The 16,881-nt window shown below is 73.4% G+C and carries 12 protein-coding genes; 4 read left to right on the top strand and 8 right to left on the bottom strand.

The features are described from left to right. Positions 1–98 precede the first annotated feature (98 nt). On the bottom strand, positions 99–812 hold the full coding sequence (locus ABD714_RS20030) for an HAD family hydrolase (protein WP_344814214.1): 714 nt from the start codon (positions 810–812) through the stop codon (positions 99–101). 66 nt (positions 813–878) lie between these two features. On the opposite strand from ABD714_RS20030, the gene ABD714_RS20025 reads away from it, so the two are divergent. Next, the gene (locus ABD714_RS20025; protein WP_344814213.1) at positions 879–2,489 is read left to right on the top strand and encodes a phytoene desaturase family protein; all 1,611 of its coding nucleotides are present in this window, start codon (positions 879–881) and stop codon (positions 2,487–2,489) included. 165 nt (positions 2,490–2,654) lie between these two features. Continuing rightward, the gene (locus ABD714_RS20020) at positions 2,655–3,578 is read left to right on the top strand and encodes an endonuclease domain-containing protein (RefSeq protein ID WP_344814212.1); all 924 of its coding nucleotides are present in this window, start codon (positions 2,655–2,657) and stop codon (positions 3,576–3,578) included. 40 nt (positions 3,579–3,618) lie between these two features. Here ABD714_RS20020 and metH read toward each other — a convergent pair whose 3' ends face one another. After that, positions 3,619–7,119 (bottom strand): methionine synthase, encoded by a 3,501-nt coding sequence (metH, locus tag ABD714_RS20015; RefSeq protein ID WP_344814211.1) that lies wholly within the window; start codon positions 7,117–7,119, stop codon positions 3,619–3,621. 73 nt (positions 7,120–7,192) lie between these two features. Between metH and ABD714_RS20010 the strand changes: the two genes are divergently transcribed. Beyond that, entirely contained in the window at positions 7,193–8,062 is an 870-nt protein-coding gene (locus ABD714_RS20010; protein ID WP_344814210.1) for a PAC2 family protein, read from the top strand. A 25-nt stretch (positions 8,063–8,087) separates the two neighbouring features. Here the strand turns inward: ABD714_RS20010 and rpe are convergent, their stop codons facing one another. The 5 genes from rpe to ABD714_RS19985 all read right to left on the bottom strand — a co-directional run bounded on the left by rpe (position 8,088) and on the right by ABD714_RS19985 (position 14,286). Further along, positions 8,088–8,774, bottom strand: coding sequence for a ribulose-phosphate 3-epimerase (gene rpe / locus ABD714_RS20005; protein WP_344814209.1), 687 nt, complete (start codon positions 8,772–8,774; stop codon positions 8,088–8,090). A gap of 17 nt (positions 8,775–8,791) precedes the next feature. After that, positions 8,792–9,817, bottom strand: coding sequence for a Gfo/Idh/MocA family protein (locus ABD714_RS20000; RefSeq protein ID WP_344814208.1), 1,026 nt, complete (start codon positions 9,815–9,817; stop codon positions 8,792–8,794). A 43-nt stretch (positions 9,818–9,860) separates the two neighbouring features. Next, positions 9,861–11,228 carry an RsmB/NOP family class I SAM-dependent RNA methyltransferase gene (locus ABD714_RS19995; protein ID WP_344814207.1) on the bottom strand — a complete coding sequence of 456 codons (1,368 nt, stop codon included), beginning with the start codon at positions 11,226–11,228 and terminating at the stop codon, positions 9,861–9,863. 1 nt (position 11,229) lies between these two features. After that, entirely contained in the window at positions 11,230–12,159 is a 930-nt protein-coding gene (fmt, locus tag ABD714_RS19990; RefSeq protein ID WP_344814206.1) for a methionyl-tRNA formyltransferase, read from the bottom strand. 99 nt (positions 12,160–12,258) lie between these two features. Beyond that, positions 12,259–14,286, bottom strand: a complete 2,028-nt coding sequence (locus ABD714_RS19985) for a primosomal protein N' (protein WP_344814205.1) — start codon at positions 14,284–14,286, stop codon at positions 12,259–12,261. 96 nt (positions 14,287–14,382) lie between these two features. On the opposite strand from ABD714_RS19985, the gene ABD714_RS19980 reads away from it, so the two are divergent. Further along, positions 14,383–15,660 (top strand): threonine/serine exporter family protein, encoded by a 1,278-nt coding sequence (locus ABD714_RS19980; protein ID WP_344814204.1) that lies wholly within the window; start codon positions 14,383–14,385, stop codon positions 15,658–15,660. On the opposite strand, the gene metK is transcribed toward ABD714_RS19980, so the two are convergent. Beyond that, positions 15,650–16,843: a methionine adenosyltransferase gene (gene metK / locus ABD714_RS19975; RefSeq protein WP_344814203.1), complete on the bottom strand. Its 1,194-nt coding sequence runs from the start codon at positions 16,841–16,843 to the stop codon at positions 15,650–15,652. The two genes, ABD714_RS19980 and metK, sit on opposite strands and share 11 nt — an antisense overlap. Positions 16,844–16,881: the final 38 nt, after the last annotated feature.

Genomic DNA, 16,881 nt, shown 5'->3' with positions numbered 1-16,881 from the left:
GGGGATCGACGTCGGAGGGGGTGCACCCGGCGGCCAGCACGGCCAGCACGGCCAGCACGGCCATCAGCGCCGTCCCCAGCCGGGCCGGCGCCCGCCGCTTACGCCGCACTACCGGCCTGGGTGAACAGGGTCGCGAGCCGGTCCGGATCGAGTCCGTCCAGCGACGGGACCGTGACCCGGCGTGGGGCGGGCGGGATGGCGACCACGTGCGGGATGCCCACCACGACGGCACCGGCCGCGTTGCCGGACCGGGCACCGGTGGCCGAGTCCTCCAGCACCACGCACGAGCGGGCGTCGACCCCGAGGAGCGCGCACGCGCGCTCGTACGGCTCCGGGTGCGGCTTGCCCTGGGTGACCTCGTCGCCCCCGACGGAGACGGCGAACGAGCCCTCGGGCAGGCGCTCGAGCACGGCGTCGAGCAGCACCCGGTAGGAGGCCGACACGAGCGCGCACGGCATCCCGTCGGCGCGCAGGGCGGCGAGCAGCTCCAGGGCACCCGGGCGCCAGGGCAGGTCGTCGGCGGTCTTCAGCTGGGCGACCACCCGCCCCAGCAGCTGCTCGACCATCCAGATGGGCGGCAGGTCGCTGCGACCGATGGTGGCGAGGATGTAGGACGCCGAGTCGATCAGGTCGCTGCCCACCAGCTGCTCGGCGTGCGCCATCGACCACGACTTGCCGAGCGTCCCCTCGATCACCTCGAACTCCGCAGCGATCCACAGCGGCTCCGTGTCGGCCAGGGTGCCGTCGAAGTCCCACAGGACGGCCTGGGGGCGGGCGGCGGGCGCGGGCACGGAGAGGTCGACGTCGTTCATGGCCCGGCCATTCTCGCAGCCCCGGGCAACCGGGATCGCCGTCCGGGCCGGTGAGAGGGTGTGACCATGATCGCCCCGGTCCCCGCGACGGTGGACGCCGTCGTGGTCGGCGCCGGACCGAACGGCCTCGTCGCCGCCAACCGGCTGGCCGACGCCGGCTGGGAGGTGCTGCTGGTCGAGGCCCAGACCGATCTCGGCGGGGCCGTGCGCAGCGACCGCGAGGTGCACCCCGACTTCGTGCACGACACCTTCAGCGCCTTCTACCCGATGGCCGCCGCCTCCCCCGTGATCACCGCTCTCGGGCTGGAGGCGTACGGGTTGCGCTGGTGCCAGGCGCCCGCGGTGCTGGGCCACCCCTGGCCGGACGGCTCGTGGACGTTGCTGCACCGCGACGTCGAAGTGACGGCGGCCCTGCTGGACCGCGAGCACCCGGGTGACGGCGACGCCTGGTTGGCCCTGGTCGAGCAGTGGCGGCGGATCGGGCCGGCGCTCGTGGCCGCCCTGCTGTCACCGATGCCGCCCGTCCGGCACGGTCTGCGGGTCGCCCTGACCCTGCCGCGCGTCGGCGGCCTCGATTTCGTGCAGCGGCTGCTGACCCCCGCCCGGCACACCCTGGACGCGCCCGTGGCGGGCCACGGCTTCGGGGGCCGGGGGGCCCGGATGCTGGTCGCCGGGAACGCGGCGCACGCCGACCTCGCCTCCACCAGTGCGGGATCGAGCGTCATCGGGCTGCTGCTGGCCATGCTCGGCCAGACGGTCGGCTTCCCCGTCCCCGAGGGCGGTGCAGGTCGCCTGACCGAGGCGATGGCGGCGCGTTTCCGGGCTCGTGGTGGCCTGGTCAGCACCGGGGTGCCGGTGGACCGGGTGCTGGTCGAACGGGGCCGGGCCTGCGGGGTGGTGATCGGCGGCACCGCCGTCCGGGCCCGCCGGGCCGTGATCGCGGGGATCGGGGTGCACCAGCTGGTCCAGCGCCTGCTCGGCCCGCAGGACATGCCGCAGCGCCACCTGGACCGCGTCCGCCGCTTCCGGATGGATCCGGCCACGGTCAAGGTCGACTTCGCCCTGTCCGGTCCGGTGCCCTGGCGGGGCGAGCCGGCGTACGCCCCCGGCACCGTGCACGTGTGCGACAGCCTGGACGAGCTGAGTGCGTACGAGGGCCAGCTGGCCGCCGACCTGATCCCGGAGAGCCCGTTCCTGCTGATCGGGCAGATGACCACCAGCGACCCCACCCGCTCCCCCGCCGGCACCGAGTCCCTGTGGGCGTACACCCACGTCCCCCAGCGGGTCCGCGGCGATGCCGGCGGCCGGTTGACCGGGGACTGGGACGGCGACGACGCCGAGCGGTACGCCGACCGGATGCAGGCCCGGCTCGAGGCGTACGCGCCGGGTTTCGGGGCGCGGGTGCTGGCGCGACGGGTGCTGTCCCCGACGGAGCTGGAGCGGCGCGACGCGAACCTGGTGGGTGGGGCGGTCGGGGGCGGCTCCTCGGCCCTGGACCAGCAGCTGGTCTTCCGGCCGGTGCCGGGGCTCGGCCGGGCCGGCACCCCGGTCCGCGGGCTCTTCCTGGCGTCGGCCTCGGCGCACCCCGGCGGTGCCGTGCACGGTGCCGGCGGGGCCAACGCCGCCCGCGCCGCCCTCTGGTCCGACCGGCTGCGGCGGCCGCGCCTTCGTTCGTGACGGGAATCTGACGCTCTTCGGGTTGGTAGCCGGCGTGTCGGGCCTGGGCGAGCCCGCGAACCGCTGGTTTCCGTCGTTGTCCACAGGAGACCAGGTCGCGTCACCGTCGTCCACAGATGTCCGGCACCCCCGGTCGAATCCGTCCGGCGTCCGCAGTGTGCGGACGTGAGAAACGACGACATCATCGAAGAGCTCCTGGCCCACGAGCGCGTCATCGTGGCGCGGGAGCACCCGGCGCTGGAGAACGCCCTGGTCCGGGCCGCTGTGGGCGGGCGCTTGGTCCGGCCCCTCCCGGGCATCTACGCCGACCCGGGCAACGCGACCGACCTGCTCACCAGGGTGGTGGCGGTGTCACGCTGGGACCCCAGGGCGATCATCACCGGACGGGCCGCGGCCGCGCTGTCCTACTGGCCGGAGATCGCTGTCGGTGACCTCCAGGTGGCGTCTCCGCAGCGTCATGCGCCCCAGCCCGGGTTCGTCTTCGAGCAGCGGCGGGTGCCGGTCGAGCTGGTCCAGCGGCGCGGACCGTTCGGCTTCACCGTGCCGCCGCTGACCGCCGTCGAGCTGGCCACGCTGGACGACACCGACCCGATCGACATCGCGCTGCGACGGAAGGCGGCCGACCTGGCCAGCCTCCGGGACGCACTGCAGCAGACCCCGCACCGGCGTGGGAACGCCGAGCGCTGGCGGGTGCTGCTGGACTCCCGGGCCGCGCCGTGGTCGCGGGCCGAGCGGCTGGCTCACCGCGTCTACCGCCGGGCGGGGATCACCGGGTGGGTGGGCAACCTGAAGGTCACGGTGCCGGACTGGGCGACCTACTACCTCGACATCGCATTCGTCCGGCAGCGGCTGGCCTGCGAGATCGACGGCCGCGAGACGCACGACCGGGCCGACGTCTTCGAGACCGACCGGGAGCGGCAGAACGCCCTCGTGCTGGCCGGCTGGACGGTGCTGCGGTTCACCTGGCGGATGCTGACCGAGGACCCCGACTACGTCGTCTGGGCCACCCGGGCGGCTCTCCGCGTTGCCGACGGAAAGCCCAGGCGGCTGCCCGTGATCGGGCCCGACACGCCGGGGTGGGTGGCGTGAGGTGCAGGTTCCCGTCACGAACGAATCGGACCGCGCACTCTCACCGCGCGTTGAAGTACTTCGCCTCCGGGTGGTGCACGATCAGCGCGTCGGTGGACTGCTCCGGGTGCAGCTGCAGCTCCTCGGACAGCTCGACGCCGATCCGCTCCGGCTTCAGCAGGTCGACCAGCTTGGCCCGGTCCTCCAGATCCGGGCAGGCCGGGTAGCCGAAGGAGTAGCGCGAGCCCCGGTAGGCCTGGTCGCGGATCATGTCGTCGATGGAGCCGTTGTCGGCGCCGAAGCCGAGGTCGGCCCGGACGCGGTCGTGCCACATCTCGGCCAGGCCCTCGGTGAGCTGCACGCTCAGCCCGTGCAGCTCCAGGTAGTCGCGGTAGGCGTTGTTCTCGAACAGCACAGCTGTCGCCTTGGCCACCGCCGCCCCCATGGTGACCAGGTGGAAGGCGACCACGTCCGGCCCCTTCTCGGCCGCGAGCTCGCGGGAGCGGAAGAAGTCGGCCAGGCACAGGTGCCGGCCGCGGCGTTGCCGGGGGAAGGTGAACCGGTGCCGCTCCGGCGCCCCGACCTCGGCGCCCGGGTCGAGGACCACCAGGTCGTTGCCCTCGCTGTAGCAGGGCCAGTAGCCGTACACGACGGCGAACTCCGCGATGCCCTCGGTCTGGATCCGGTCCAGCCAGGTCCGCAGCCGCGGCCGGCCCTCGACCTCGATCAGCTCCTCGTACGTCGGCCCCTGTCGGGACCCCTTCAGGCCCCACTGGCCCATGAACGTGGCTCGCTCGTCCAGGTACGCCGCCACGTCGGCCAGCGCGATGCCCTTGACGATCCGGTCACCCCAGAACGGCGGGGTGGGGACGTCGACGTCGATCGCGACGTCGGAGCGGGTGGTCGGCTCCGGGCCCTCCTCGGTGACCGCCGCGGGGGTCTTGGCCTTGACCCGTCGCTCGCGCGGCGCGGGCAGGGCCGCGCCCTCCTCACCCCGCTTGACCGCCATCAGCGCGTCCATCAGCCGCAGACCCTCGAACGCGTCACGGGCGTAGCGCACCTCGCCGGCGTAGACCTCCCGCAGGTCCTGCTCCACGTACGCGCGGGTCAGGGCCGCGCCGCCCAGGAACACCGGGTACGACGCCACCCCGCGGGTGTTCATCTCCTCGAGGTTCTCCCGCATCACCACCGTCGACTTCACCAGCAGACCGGACATCCCGATGGCGTCGGCGCGGTGCTCGTCTGCGGCCTCCAGGATCGTGGAGATGGGCTGCTTGATGCCGAGGTTGACCACCGTGTAGCCGTTGTTGGTGAGGATGATGTCGACGAGGTTCTTGCCGATGTCGTGCACGTCGCCCTTGACCGTGGCCAGCACGATGGTCCCCTTGCCGTCGGAGTCGGTCTTCTCCAGGTGCGGCTCCAGGTAGGCGACAGCGGTCTTCATCACCTCGGCCGACTGGAGCACGAAGGGCAGCTGCATCTGGCCGGAGCCGAACAGCACGCCGACGGTCTTCATGCCCTCCAGCAGATCGGTGTTGATGATCTCCAGCGCCGGCTTGCCGTCGGCCAGGGCGAGCTCGAGGTCGTCGGTGAGACCCTTGCCCTCGCCGTCCACGATCCGCCGCTGCAGCCGCTCGCTGACGGGCAGCTTCAACAGCTCGGCCGCGCGCTCGGCCTTGGTGTCGGCGGTGGTGACCCCGTCGAAGATCTCCAGGAAGTGCTGCAGCGGGTCGTACGCCGGCTCGTCCTCGGTGGCCGGGCGGCGCCGGTCGTAGACCATGTCGAGCGCGGTCTCCCGTTGCTCGTCGGGGATCCGGGCCATCGGGATGATCTTGGCGGCGTGCACGATGGCGGAGTCCAGACCCGCCTCGATGCACTCGTTGAGGAAGACCGAGTTGAGCACCACCCGCGCGGCCGGGTTGAGACCGAAGGAGATGTTGGACAGACCGAGGGTGGTCTGGACCTCGGGGAAGCGCTCCTTGATCGTCCGGATCGCCTCGATGGTCTCGATCCCGTCGCGTCGCGTCTCCTCCTGCCCGGTGGCGATCGGGAAGGTCAGTGCGTCGATGATGATGTCGGAGGTGCGCATCCCCCAGTTCTTTGTCAGGTCGGTGATCAGCCGCTCGGCGACCCGCACCTTCCAGTCACACGTCCGGGCCTGACCCTCTTCGTCGATGGTCAGCGCCATCACCGCGGCGCCGTGCTCGGACACCAGCTCCATGATCTTGGTGAAGCGCGACGTCGGCCCGTCACCGTCCTCGTAGTTGACCGAGTTGATCACCGCCCGGCCGCCGAGTCGCTCCAGCCCGGCCTGCAGCACGGGCGGCTCGGTGGAGTCCAGCACGATCGGCAGCGTCGAGGCCGTGGCCAACCGGTACGCCAGCTCGCTCATGTCGGCGGCGCCGTCACGGCCGACGTAGTCGATGTTGAGGTCCAGCAGGTGCGCCCCGTCGCGGATCTGGGCCCGGGCGATGTCGACGCAGTCGTCCCAGCGCTCGGCCAGCAGCGCCTCACGGAACGCCTTGGAGCCGTTGGCGTTGGTGCGCTCCCCGATCGACAGGTAGCTGGTGTCCTGGCGGAACGGCACGTCGGCGTAGAGGGACGCCGCGGCGGGGACGTGGACGGGGGTGCGATCCACCGGCGTGTGCCTGCCCAGCCGCTCCACCACGTGCCGCAGGTGCTCGGGCGAGGTGCCGCAGCAGCCGCCGACCAGACCGAGACCGAACTCGCCGACGAACTGCTCCAGCGCATCGGCCAGCTGCACCGGGGTCAGCGGGTAGTGCGCACCGTCCGAGGTCAGCTGGGGCAGTCCCGCGTTGGGCATGCAGCTGACCCCGATCTGGGCGTGCCGGGCCAGGTGGCGCAGGTGCTCGCTCATCTCCGCCGGACCGGTCGCGCAGTTCAGCCCGATGAAGTCGATGCCGAGCGGCTCCAGCGCGGTCAGCGCCGCGCCGACCTCGGAGCCCAGCAGCATGGTGCCGGTCGTCTCCACGGTGATGTGCACGATCAGCGGCAGGTCCACCCCCGCCGCCCGCATGGCCCGCTTGGCGCCCAGCACGGCGGCCTTGGTCTGCAGCAGGTCCTGGCTCGTCTCCACCAGCACGGCGTCGATGCCGCCGTCGACCATGGCGGAGACCTGGGTGGTGTACGCGTCGCGCAGGTCGGCGTACGGCAGGTGGCCGAGCGTGGGCAGCTTGGTGCCCGGGCCGACGCTGCCGAGGACCCAGCGTGGGTGGTCGGGGGTGCTGTACGCGTCGGCCGACTCCCGGGCGATCCGGGCGGCCGCCTCCGCGAGCTCGCCGATCCGGTCGGGGATGTCGTACTCGTTCAGGGCCGACAGGTTGGCCCCGAAGGTGTTCGTCTCGACGCAGTCCACGCCGACCTCGAAGTAGGCGTCGTGGATCGCCCGGACCACGTCGGGCCGCTTCACGCTGAGGATCTCGTTGCAGCCCTCGAGGCCGTCGAAGTCCTCCAGCGTCAGGTCGTACGACTGCAGCATCGTCCCCATCGCACCGTCACCGATGACGACGCGTCGGGACAGCTCGCTGCGCAGGTCGGACACGCCACGAGGATAGACCGCGAGCCCGGCGGCCGAGCCCGGTTCTCGGTCGGTGGCGGCGTCTACAGTGTTCGTCATGAACGATTCAGGGCCCGGCACGAACGAGCAGCTGAACGCCGGACTCCGCGGGCTGCGCGACCCGCTGGTCGTCGCCGCCTTCAGCGGGTGGAGCGATGCGGGCAACGCGGCCAGTGCCGCCGTCGAGCACCTCGCCGAGGCGTACCAGGCGGAGCTGGCCTTCGAGCTCGATCCCGACGACTTCTACGACTACCAGGTCAACCGCCCCGAGGTGACGTTGACCGTCGACGGCGAGCGGGAGATCACCTGGCCGACGACCCGGATCAAGACCGCTCAGCTCGCCGGTGACCGTGACCTCATCCTGGTCGAGGGCATCGAGCCGAACCTCCGCTGGCGGCAGTTCGGCGGGTTGATCACGTCCGCCCTGCGCTCGGCCCGGCCCTCCCGGGTGTTCGTGCTCGGGGCGCTGTTGGCCGACACGCCGCACACCCGACCGGTGCCGGTGACCACCACCACCCGCGACGCCGCCCTGATGGAGACGTACGGGATCGGTGAGTCCACCTACGAGGGACCGACCGGCATCGTCGGGGTGATGGCCGATCTGCTGGCCCGGTCCGGGCTGCCCACCATGTCGGTGTGGGCGGCCATCCCGCACTACGTGTCGCACCCGCCGTGCCCCAAGGCGACGCTGGCGATCCTGTCCCAGCTGGAGCACCTGCTGGACGTGCCGCTCGACTTCGGCGAGCTGCCGGAGCTGGCCCGGGCCTGGGAGCGCGGCGTGAACGAGCTCGCGGCCGAGGACACCGAGGTGGCGGAGTACGTGTCCCAGCTGGAGGAGCAGCAGGACGCTGCCGACCTGCCCGAGGCCAGCGGCGACGCGATCGCGGCGGAGTTCGAGCGCTACCTCAAGCGGCGCCAGGGAAACTAGTGGCGGTGTCGTCGTCCCTCGCTGTTCACTGCGCGCCTGACTGACTCCGTCGTCCTCGAGCGGCGTCGGCGAGCTTGCGCAGCTCGGCGACCATCGCGTCCGGATCGTCGGCCCCGAACACCGCTGAGCCGGCCACGAACGAGTCGGCCCCCGCAGCGGCACAGCGCTCGATCGTCTCGGCGGACACCCCGCCGTCGACCTGCAGCCAGACGTCGCCGCCGGTGCGGTCCAGCAGGGCTCGGGCCCGCTCGATCTTGGGCAGGCAGAGGTCGAGGAACTGCTGACCCCCGAATCCGGGCTCGACGGTCATGATCAGCACCAGGTCCAGCTCCGGCAGCAGGTCCGCGTACGGCTCGATCGGCGTGGCCGGCTTGAGGGCCATGCCGGCCCGGGCGCCCCGGCTGCGCAGCTCGCGGGCCAGCCGGACGGGGGCAGCGGCCGCTTCGACGTGGAACGTCACCGAGTCCGCGCCCTGCTCGGCGTAGGTCGGCGCCCACCGGTCGGGGTCGGAGATCATCAGGTGCAGGTCGAGCACCTTGTCGGTGATCCGACGGATCGCCTCCATCACCGGCAGACCGATCGTCAGGTTCGGGACGAAGTGGTAGTCCATCACGTCCACGTGCAGCGCGTCCGCGCCCGGGATGGTCTCGATCGAGGTCTGCAGGTTGGCGAAGTCCGCGGACAGCAGGCTGGGCATGATCCGGTTGGTCACGATGGCGACCCTAGCGGTCAGCGCCAGCCGGCGAGCTCCACCGTCGCTCGCGTCTGCGCCGCCTCCACAGCGGCGTACGTGGTGGCGAGGCTGCCGAGGTTGTTCCGACCGGAGACTCCCGGCTCCCGGCCCGCGGCGATGGCCTGCGCGAACTCGGTGAGACTGCCTGCCCGGTCGACGCGCTCGACGACGGGCAGCTCGAGGGTCTCCAGGAAGCGCCCCCGACGCACGGTGACCAGGTCGGCCTTCCAGCCCTCGGGGCCGTCGCCGCGGCTGGTCCACCACACCTCGCCGCCGGCGAAGTCCATCCGCCACTCCCCCGCCCAGGCGGTCTTGGCGCCGCTGCTGACCCAGCTGGCCCGGTACGACGTGACCACGTCGCCGGAGTCGATCAGGGCGACCCCCTCCGACGGACCGGTGAACAGCGACCACTCGGGGTCCCAGGTCCGGCAGGTGATCGCGGTGACCTCGCGACCGAGCACGTAGCGCAGCAGGTCGAAGTGGTGGATGGACATGTCCACCAGCAGCGGCTCGGCCAGGGCGTGGTGCGGACCCGCGATGCCCTCCCGGCCGGAGAACTGACGGAAGTCGATCTCCACGGCGTGCAGGTCACCCAGCGTGCGGTCGGCCACCAGCTGCCGGACGGCCTGCACGGCGGGGAAGAACCGGTAGTTCTGGCTGACGGCGACGACGCGCTGCTGCTGGTCGGCCAGGGCGACCAGGTTCTCCGCCTCCGCCACGCTGGGGGCGAACGGCTTCTCGATCAGCACGTGACGGCCGCTCCGGAGGGCGGCTTCCGCCGCCGGCACGTGGCCGATCAGGCTGGCCGTGACCAGGACGGCGTCCGGGTCGGTGGCTTCCAGCCCTTCCTCGACGGAGCTGAAGCAGCGGTCAGGCGTGGTCAGCCCGGCCGCGAGAGCCAGCTCCCGGGAGCCCGCGAAGACGTCGGCGGTTCCCACCACCTCGACCTCCGGCACCTGGGGGATGACCCGGGCCGCCCAGTCCCGTCCGAAACCGCCTAAACCGACCTGGAGGATGCGCACGGCAGACAAGCCTGCCACAGATCACCGCCGGAGCAGAAACGTTTCAGGCCGTTCGGCGCAGATAGGCGGCGAACATCGCGTCGGTGCCGTGCCGGTGCGGCCACAGCTGCAGGAACGGACCGTCGAACGCGTCCGACGGCAGCTCGGGCAGCACCGCGTCGGCGGGCACGACCTCGACGTCGTCCCGCCCGGCCAGCACCTCGCCGACCACCGCCGCGGTCTCCCGCCGGTGCGGTGAGCAGGTCACGTACGCCACGACGCCGCCGGGCGCGGCCGCGTCCAGCGCCGCCGTGAGCAGGCTCCGCTGCAGCGGGTGCAGCTGGTCGACGTCGGCCGCCGTCCGCCGCCAGCGGGACTCCGACCGCCGTCGCAGCGCCCCGAGGCCGGTGCACGGCACGTCGGCCAGGACCCGGTCGAAGGCACTGCCCCGCCAGGCCGGGCGGGTGCCGTCGGCCACCACCACGGCGGGCGGGTCGGGGTAGGCGCGGAGCCCCTGGGCCACCAGCCGGGCCCGGTGCGGAGCCAGCTCCGCGGCCAGCAACCGGGCCCCGTCGCGCTCGGCCAGGCCGGCCAGCAGGGCGGACTTGCCCCCCGGACCGGCGCACAGGTCCAGCCACCAGCCCAGGTCCGGGCCGGACGCGACCCGGCTGAGTCCCCAGGCGGTCAGCTGCGAACCCTCGTCCTGCACCCCGGCGACCCCGTCGCGGACCGCGGCCAGGTCGGACGGGTTGCCCGACCAGCTCGCCGCGTAGGGGCTCCAGCGCCCGGGCTCGGCACCCGCGTCGAGCAGATCGTCCACCCGGGCCAGACCGGGACGGACGACCAGGCTGACCGGGGCGGACACGTTGTCGGCCAGCAGCGCGTCCTCGACCTCGTCGGCGGGCAGCAGGTCGGCGTAGGCCTCCACCATCCAGCGCGGATGGGCCGTGCGCAACGCGAGCGCGTCGACCGGGTCCAGTCCGACGGCGAGGTCGTCGGTCCACTCCTCGTACGAGCGGGCCGCCACCTTGCGCAGCACCGCGTTCACCAGCCCGGTCACCCGCTCGCCCACCGTGGCCGCGGCCAGGTCCACCGTGGCCGCCACCGCCGCGTGGGTCGGCACGCGCATGCCCAGCAGCTGGTGGCAGCCCAGCCGGAGCAGGTCGGCGACGGCCGGCTGCAGCGAGCCGAGCGCGCGTCCGGAGGCCGCGACGAGGATCTGGTCGTAGGTCCCCTCCAGCCGGCACGTCCCGGCCAGCAGCTCGGTGGCGAAGGCCGCGTCCCGACCGGAGATCCGGCGCTGGGTCAACAGCGACGGCAGGACCAGGTTGGCGTACGCGTCGTCGGCGTGGACGGTGCGCAGGGCGTCGAAGGCGGCCCGGCGGGCCGGGTCGGCGGTGCGCCGCCGAGCGGACGGTCGGCGGCCGGCCACCTCAGCTGCCCAGGACGTCGGTGGTGGTGAAGGTGAGCCCGCGGGCCCAGTCCGCAGCCGGCATCGGCTTCTTGCCCTGGGCCTGCACCTGGCCGAGCTCCAGCCCAGTGCCCTCGCCCGCGGCCACCGTCACGGAGCGCTTGGTCACCGTCAGCTCGCCCGGCGACCCCGGGTGCTCGGGCACCGGAGTCGCCGAGCCGATCTTCAGCCGCTCACCGCGGAAGGTCGTCCAGGCGCCCGGCGCGGGGGTGCAGCCCCGGACCGCCCGGTCGAGCTCGGCGGCCGGTCGGGTCCAGTCGAGCCGGGCGTCGTCGACGCTGATCTTGGGGGCCAGGGTGACGCCGTCGTCCGGCTGCTCGGTGGGGGTCAGACTGCCGTCGGCGATGCCGTCCAGGGTCGACACCAGCAGCGCGGCGCCGGTGATCGACAGCCGCTGCAGCAGGTCACCGGAGGTGTCGGTGGGGCCGATCGGCTCGGTCACGGTGTCGAAGACCGGTCCGGCGTCCAGGGCGGCGACGATCCGGAAGGTCGTGGCCCCGGTCACCCCGTCGCCGGCCAGCACGGCGTGCTGCACCGGGGCCGCCCCGCGCCAGGCCGGGAGCAACGAGAAGTGCAGGTTGATGAAGCCGTGCGGAACCAGGTCCAGCAGGTTCTGCGGCAGCAGCGCACCGTAGGCGACCACCGGACAGCAGTCCGGCGCGATCGCCGCCAGCCGGTCCAGGAACTCGGGCTCACGCGGACGGACCGGCTTCAGGGTCTCGATCCCCAGCTCGGCCGCGCGGGCGGCCACGGGGCTCGGGGTCAGCTTCTTGCCGCGCCCGCTCGGGGCGTCGGGACGGGTGAGGACGGCGACCACCTCGTGGTCGGAGTCCAGCAGGGCCTCGAGGCTGGGCAGGGCGACCTCAGGGGTGCCGGCGAAGACGATGCGCACCGGCCGGAGTGTAGCCGTCGGACGACCCCCGCCAGCACCATCGGACGAGCCAGCACCATCGGACCAGCCAGCACCATCGGACCAGCCAGCACCACGGAGTCAGCCCAGCACCACCGGATCCACTCGCACCCGTTGTGCGCCCTCGTTCTTCTTGGCGCTGCGCACGGCGGTGACGTCCTTGAGCGCGCGCACCAGTGCGGACCCGGTGGACAGCGGGGTGCGGAGGGTGAGCCGCTCGACGGGGTCCTCGGTGCCGGCCAGGCTCGCCCCCGGCAGTGGCACCGGGCCCAGGACCTCGGTCGGCTCGGGGGCGCGGAGGAGCTGGACCACCTCGGCCAGGGTGCCGGCCGCGCCGTCGACGGTCACCACCTTGGCCGCCGGCGGGAAGTGCGCCTCGGCGCGCTCGGCCAGCTCGCGGGCCGCGAAGCCCGCCGGATCCAGCCGGACCAGGGCCTGCACGGCGCGCGCCGCGCTGTCGCCGGCGGCGATCACCGAACCCCCGTCGGCCCCCGGTCGCACCAGGGCCACCACGGCCAGCCAGCGGCGCAGGGCCTCCTCCGAAGCGCGCAGGTCGACCCGCAGCAGCAGCAGCTGGGTGTCCAGCAGGACGGCCCCCGCGTACCCGCCCTCGGCGGTCGGCTCCGCGCCGGGGGTGGCGACCACGAGGGCGGGTGTGCCCGGCACCTCCGGCAGCACCTGGCTGCCCGACGACTGACGGATCACGGTGTTGGGGAAGGCGCGCCCGAGCTCCTCGGCGGTCCGGTCGGCTCCGACCACCGGTGCGCGCAACGACCGGCTCTCACAGATCGGGCAGGACCAGTCAGGGTGCAGCAGCCCGCACCACACGCAGCCGAGGTCGACCGCGGCCGCCCGACCGTCGGCGCCGCGCTGCCGTTGTTGGCGCTGCTGCTGCCGCAGCGGGCCGTGGCAGCGTCGGCACCGGGCCGGCTCGCGGCAGTCCTGACAGACCAGCGCGACCAGGTAGCCCGAGCGGGGCACCTGGAACAGCACCGGACCCTGCGGCAGGGTCGCCCGGACCAGCTCGAACACCTCGTGCGGCAACCGCGCCGAGCGGGCCGCCGGGTCCCGGGCCAGCGCGAGGTCGGAGTCGACCGCCGCCCGCACCCGGGCGGCGGTGTGCCGGGTCTGGGTCCGGTCGGCGGCCAGCTCCCGGAGCCAGCCGCGCTGCACCCACTGCTCGGCCTCGCAGCTGCGCCCGTAGCCGGCGGCCAGGAACGCGCACTGCTGCTGGGTGGCCCGCAGCGCCAGCACCGTCCGCGTGTGCGGGTAGGGCGCACGCTGCTCGGCCAGCAGGTCGTCACCGTCGTCCCAGACGGCGACCAGACCGAGATCCCGGACCGGTGCGTACGCGGCCGCCCGGTTGCCGATCACCACCCGGACATCCCCCCGCAGCGCGGCGAGGAACGCCCGGTAGCGGGCGGCCGGTCCGGCCTCGGCCGTGAGTTCGACGAAGCCGGTGCGTCCCAGCACACGGTTGCAGGCAGCCCGGAGCCGGGCCAGGTCGCGCTGGTCCGGCACCACCAGCACCGACCCGCGGCCGCCGTCCGCGGTGGCCCGCGCCGCCGCCGCGAACCCGTCGGCCCAGTCGCCGCTGCGGTGGTGGGCGGGGACGACCTGCCAGTACGCCCGGGGTCGGTCACCGCGCCGCAGCGCCTCCAGCAGCGCCGGACCCGTCGCGTACTCCCCCCACGCGCCGGCGTCGGCCAGGTCCAGCTCCGGCAGCGGCGGACGCTGGGCCGGCTCCGCCTTCTCGGTGGCCGCGTGCCGGGGCGGGACGGCCAGCCGCAGCACGTCGGCGAAGCAGCCGGCGTAGTGGTCGGCCACGGCCCGGACCAGACGCGCGATCTCGGGGGTGACCACGGGCTCCGAGGACGTCACCCTGGACAGCGGGCTGAGCTCCCGCTCGCTGTCGCTGGCGGCCAGCCGCTCGAGGACGAAGCCGTCCCGCAACCGGCCGGCGAACCGCACCCGGACCCGTGCCCCGGGCACCGCGGCCTCGTCCTCGGCGGGCCCGACCCGGTAGTCGAAGGGCCGATCCAGGTGCGGCAGGGACACGTCGACCGCCACCCGCGCCACCGGCAGCGTCACGATCGGGGTCTCGGGCACCCGCCGATGATGGCACCCGCCGCCGACAGGTCCCGACTCCACCGCTGACGCACGTGGTCGGCGTGGTCGGGGTGGCTGGACTGACAGAGTGGGGCCGTGCCCGACCAGCCCGACCAGTCCCACCCCGCCGGCCTGCCCGACCCCGCCGACCAGCCGCAGGCCGACCGGCTGCTGCTGACCTACCTGGCGGTGGCCATGGTCGCCACCGGGCAGCCGGTGCACGAGATCGACGAGGAGCTGGCCGCGGTGGGGCGGCGGCTGGGGCACCCGGACCTGCAGGTGGCCGCCGGCCCCACCAGCGTGACCCTGGCGCTGGCCGCCGGCGAACCGGCCACGGTCGAGACGGTCAACGGGTCGCTGCGGCTGGACCAGGCGCACGAGGTCCGGCTGATCCGGGGTCAGCTGCTGGCCGGGATGATCGACCGGGCCCAGGCGCTCGCGCGGCTGACGTCGCTGCGCGGCCGGCCCCAGCGCTACCCCGGGTGGCTGTCCGCGCTGGCCTGGGTGATCGCCTCCGTCGGCATCGGGCTGATCCTGCAGCCCGGTGCGGCCAACGTGGTCCTCACCGCGATCGGCTCGGGGCTGGTGCTGGGTCTGGCCCGGCTGAGCGCCCGGAGCCGGGCCCTGGCCACGCTGCTGCCCAGTGTGGCCGCGCTGGTGGTGGCCTGCCTGGTGTTCGGTGCCGCCTCGGCCGGCTTGGTCGACGGCGCCCTCCGCACCCTGCTGCCGCCGCTGGCCATCCTGCTGCCCGGAGCCGTGCTGGTCACGGGGCTGTCCGAGATCGCCGCCGGTGCGATGGTGGCCGGGGTCTCCCGGGTCGGCTACGGCATCGTCCAGCTGCTGCTCTTCGCGCTGGGCATCCTGGCCGCCGCGGCGCTGCTGCGGGTGCCGCCGGAGGCGTTGAGCAACATCCGGGTGGACGGACTCGGCTGGTGGGCCGCGCCGCTGGGACTGGTGCTGGTCAGCGCCGGGCTGTGCCTGATGGAGAGCATCCGGTTGTCCCTGATGCCCTGGGTGGTGCTGGTGCTGCTGGCCGCCTTCGGTGCCCAGGCGCTCGGTCAGCAGCTCTACGGGGCCCAGCTGGGCGGGTTCCTCGGCGGGCTGGCGGCCAGTCTGGGCGCCGCCCTGGTCGAGCTGGTCCGGCCCCAGCTGCCTCGCCTGGTGCTGTTCCTGCCGGCGTTCTGGATGCTCGTGCCGGGCAGCCTCGGGCTGCTGTCGGTGACCGAGCTCGCCCTGGGCCCGATGGGGGCGGCCTCGGCCGGCTTCGGGGTGGTGCAGCTGGTCGGGGCCATCGCCCTGGGGCTGCTGGTCGGCTCGGTGCTGGCCAGGTCGCTGCGCGCCGCCCTGCGGCGTGGAGCGGCGGTCAGCCCCTGACGGCGGCGGCCAGGGCCTCGGCGCGGTCGGTGCGCTCCCAGGTGAGCTCGGGCAGGTCCCGTCCGAAGTGCCCGTACGCCGCTGTCTGGGCGTAGATGGGCCGCTTCAGGTCGAGGTCGGCGATGATGGCGGCCGGACGCAGGTCGAAGGTGGCCAGCACGGCGTCCTGGATCTGGGTCACCGGCACCCGCTCGGTGCCGAAGCACTCCACGTAGAAGCCGACGGGGTGCGCCTTGCCGATCGCGTACGCCACCTGGACCTCGCAGCGTCCGGCCAGGCCGGCGGCAACCACGTTCTTGGCCACCCAGCGCATCGCGTACGCCGCACTCCGGTCGACCTTCGACGGGTCCTTGCCGGAGAAGGCGCCGCCCCCGTGCCGGGCCATGCCGCCGTAGGTGTCGACGATGATCTTCCGGCCGGTCAGACCGGCGTCGCCCATCGGGCCGCCGATCTCGAAGCGACCGGTCGGGTTGACCAGCAGCCGGTGGTCGGAGGTGTCCAGGTCGAAGCGGTCGAGCACCGGCTCCACCACGTGCTTGCGGATGTCCGGGGTCAGCAGGTTGGCCAGGTCGATGTCGGCGGCGTGCTGGGTGGAGAGCACCACGGTGTCCAGCCGGACGGCCCGCTCGCCGTCGTACTCCACCGTGACCTGGGTCTTGCCGTCGGGACGCAGGTACGGGATCGTCCCGTCCTTGCGGGCGGCCGAGAGCTGCTCGGCGAGTCGGTGGGCGAGCTCGATCGGCAGGGGCATCAGGCTCGCGGTCTCGCTGCAGGCGTAGCCGAACATGAGACCCTGGTCGCCGGCGCCCTGGTGGTCGTAGGCGTCCTTGGACTCACCGGAGCGGTTCTCGAACGCGTCGTCGACGCCCTGGGCGATGTCGGGAGACTGCTGGCCGATCGCGATCGACACCCCGCACGACGCCCCGTCGAAGCCCTTGGTCGAGGAGTCGTAGCCGATGTCGAGGATCCGCCGTCGGACGATCGTGGGGATCTCCGCGTACGCCTCGGTGGTCACCTCGCCGGCCACCACGACGAGACCGGTGGTGACCAGCGTCTCCACGGCGACCCGGCTGTTCGGGTCCTGCCGGAGCAGCTCGTCCAGCACCGAGTCGCTGATCTGGTCGGCGATCTTGTCCGGGTGGCCCTCGGTCACCGACTCGGAGGTGAACAACCGTCCTGCCATCGTGATACCTCGGATCCTGCTCTCGACAACGGGTCGGC

Origin of the sequence: Microlunatus aurantiacus (genome assembly GCF_039536605.1) — a bacterium.
Taxonomy (GTDB): domain Bacteria; phylum Actinomycetota; class Actinomycetes; order Propionibacteriales; family Propionibacteriaceae; genus Microlunatus; species Microlunatus aurantiacus.
This window is presented reverse-complemented; position numbering and strand designations above follow the sequence as displayed.

Bases quoted from the DNA above. Each gene is read 5' to 3' on its own strand.
- ABD714_RS20030 (WP_344814214.1), bottom strand. From the start codon at position 812: ATGAACGACGTCGACCTCTCCGTGCCCGCGCCCGCCGCCCGCCCCCAG.
- ABD714_RS20025 (WP_344814213.1), top strand. From the start codon at position 879: ATGATCGCCCCGGTCCCCGCGACGGTGGACGCCGTCGTGGTCGGCGCC.
- ABD714_RS20010 (WP_344814210.1), top strand. From the start codon at position 7,193: ATGAACGATTCAGGGCCCGGCACGAACGAGCAGCTGAACGCCGGACTC.
- metK (WP_344814203.1), bottom strand. From the start codon at position 16,843: ATGGCAGGACGGTTGTTCACCTCCGAGTCGGTGACCGAGGGCCACCCG.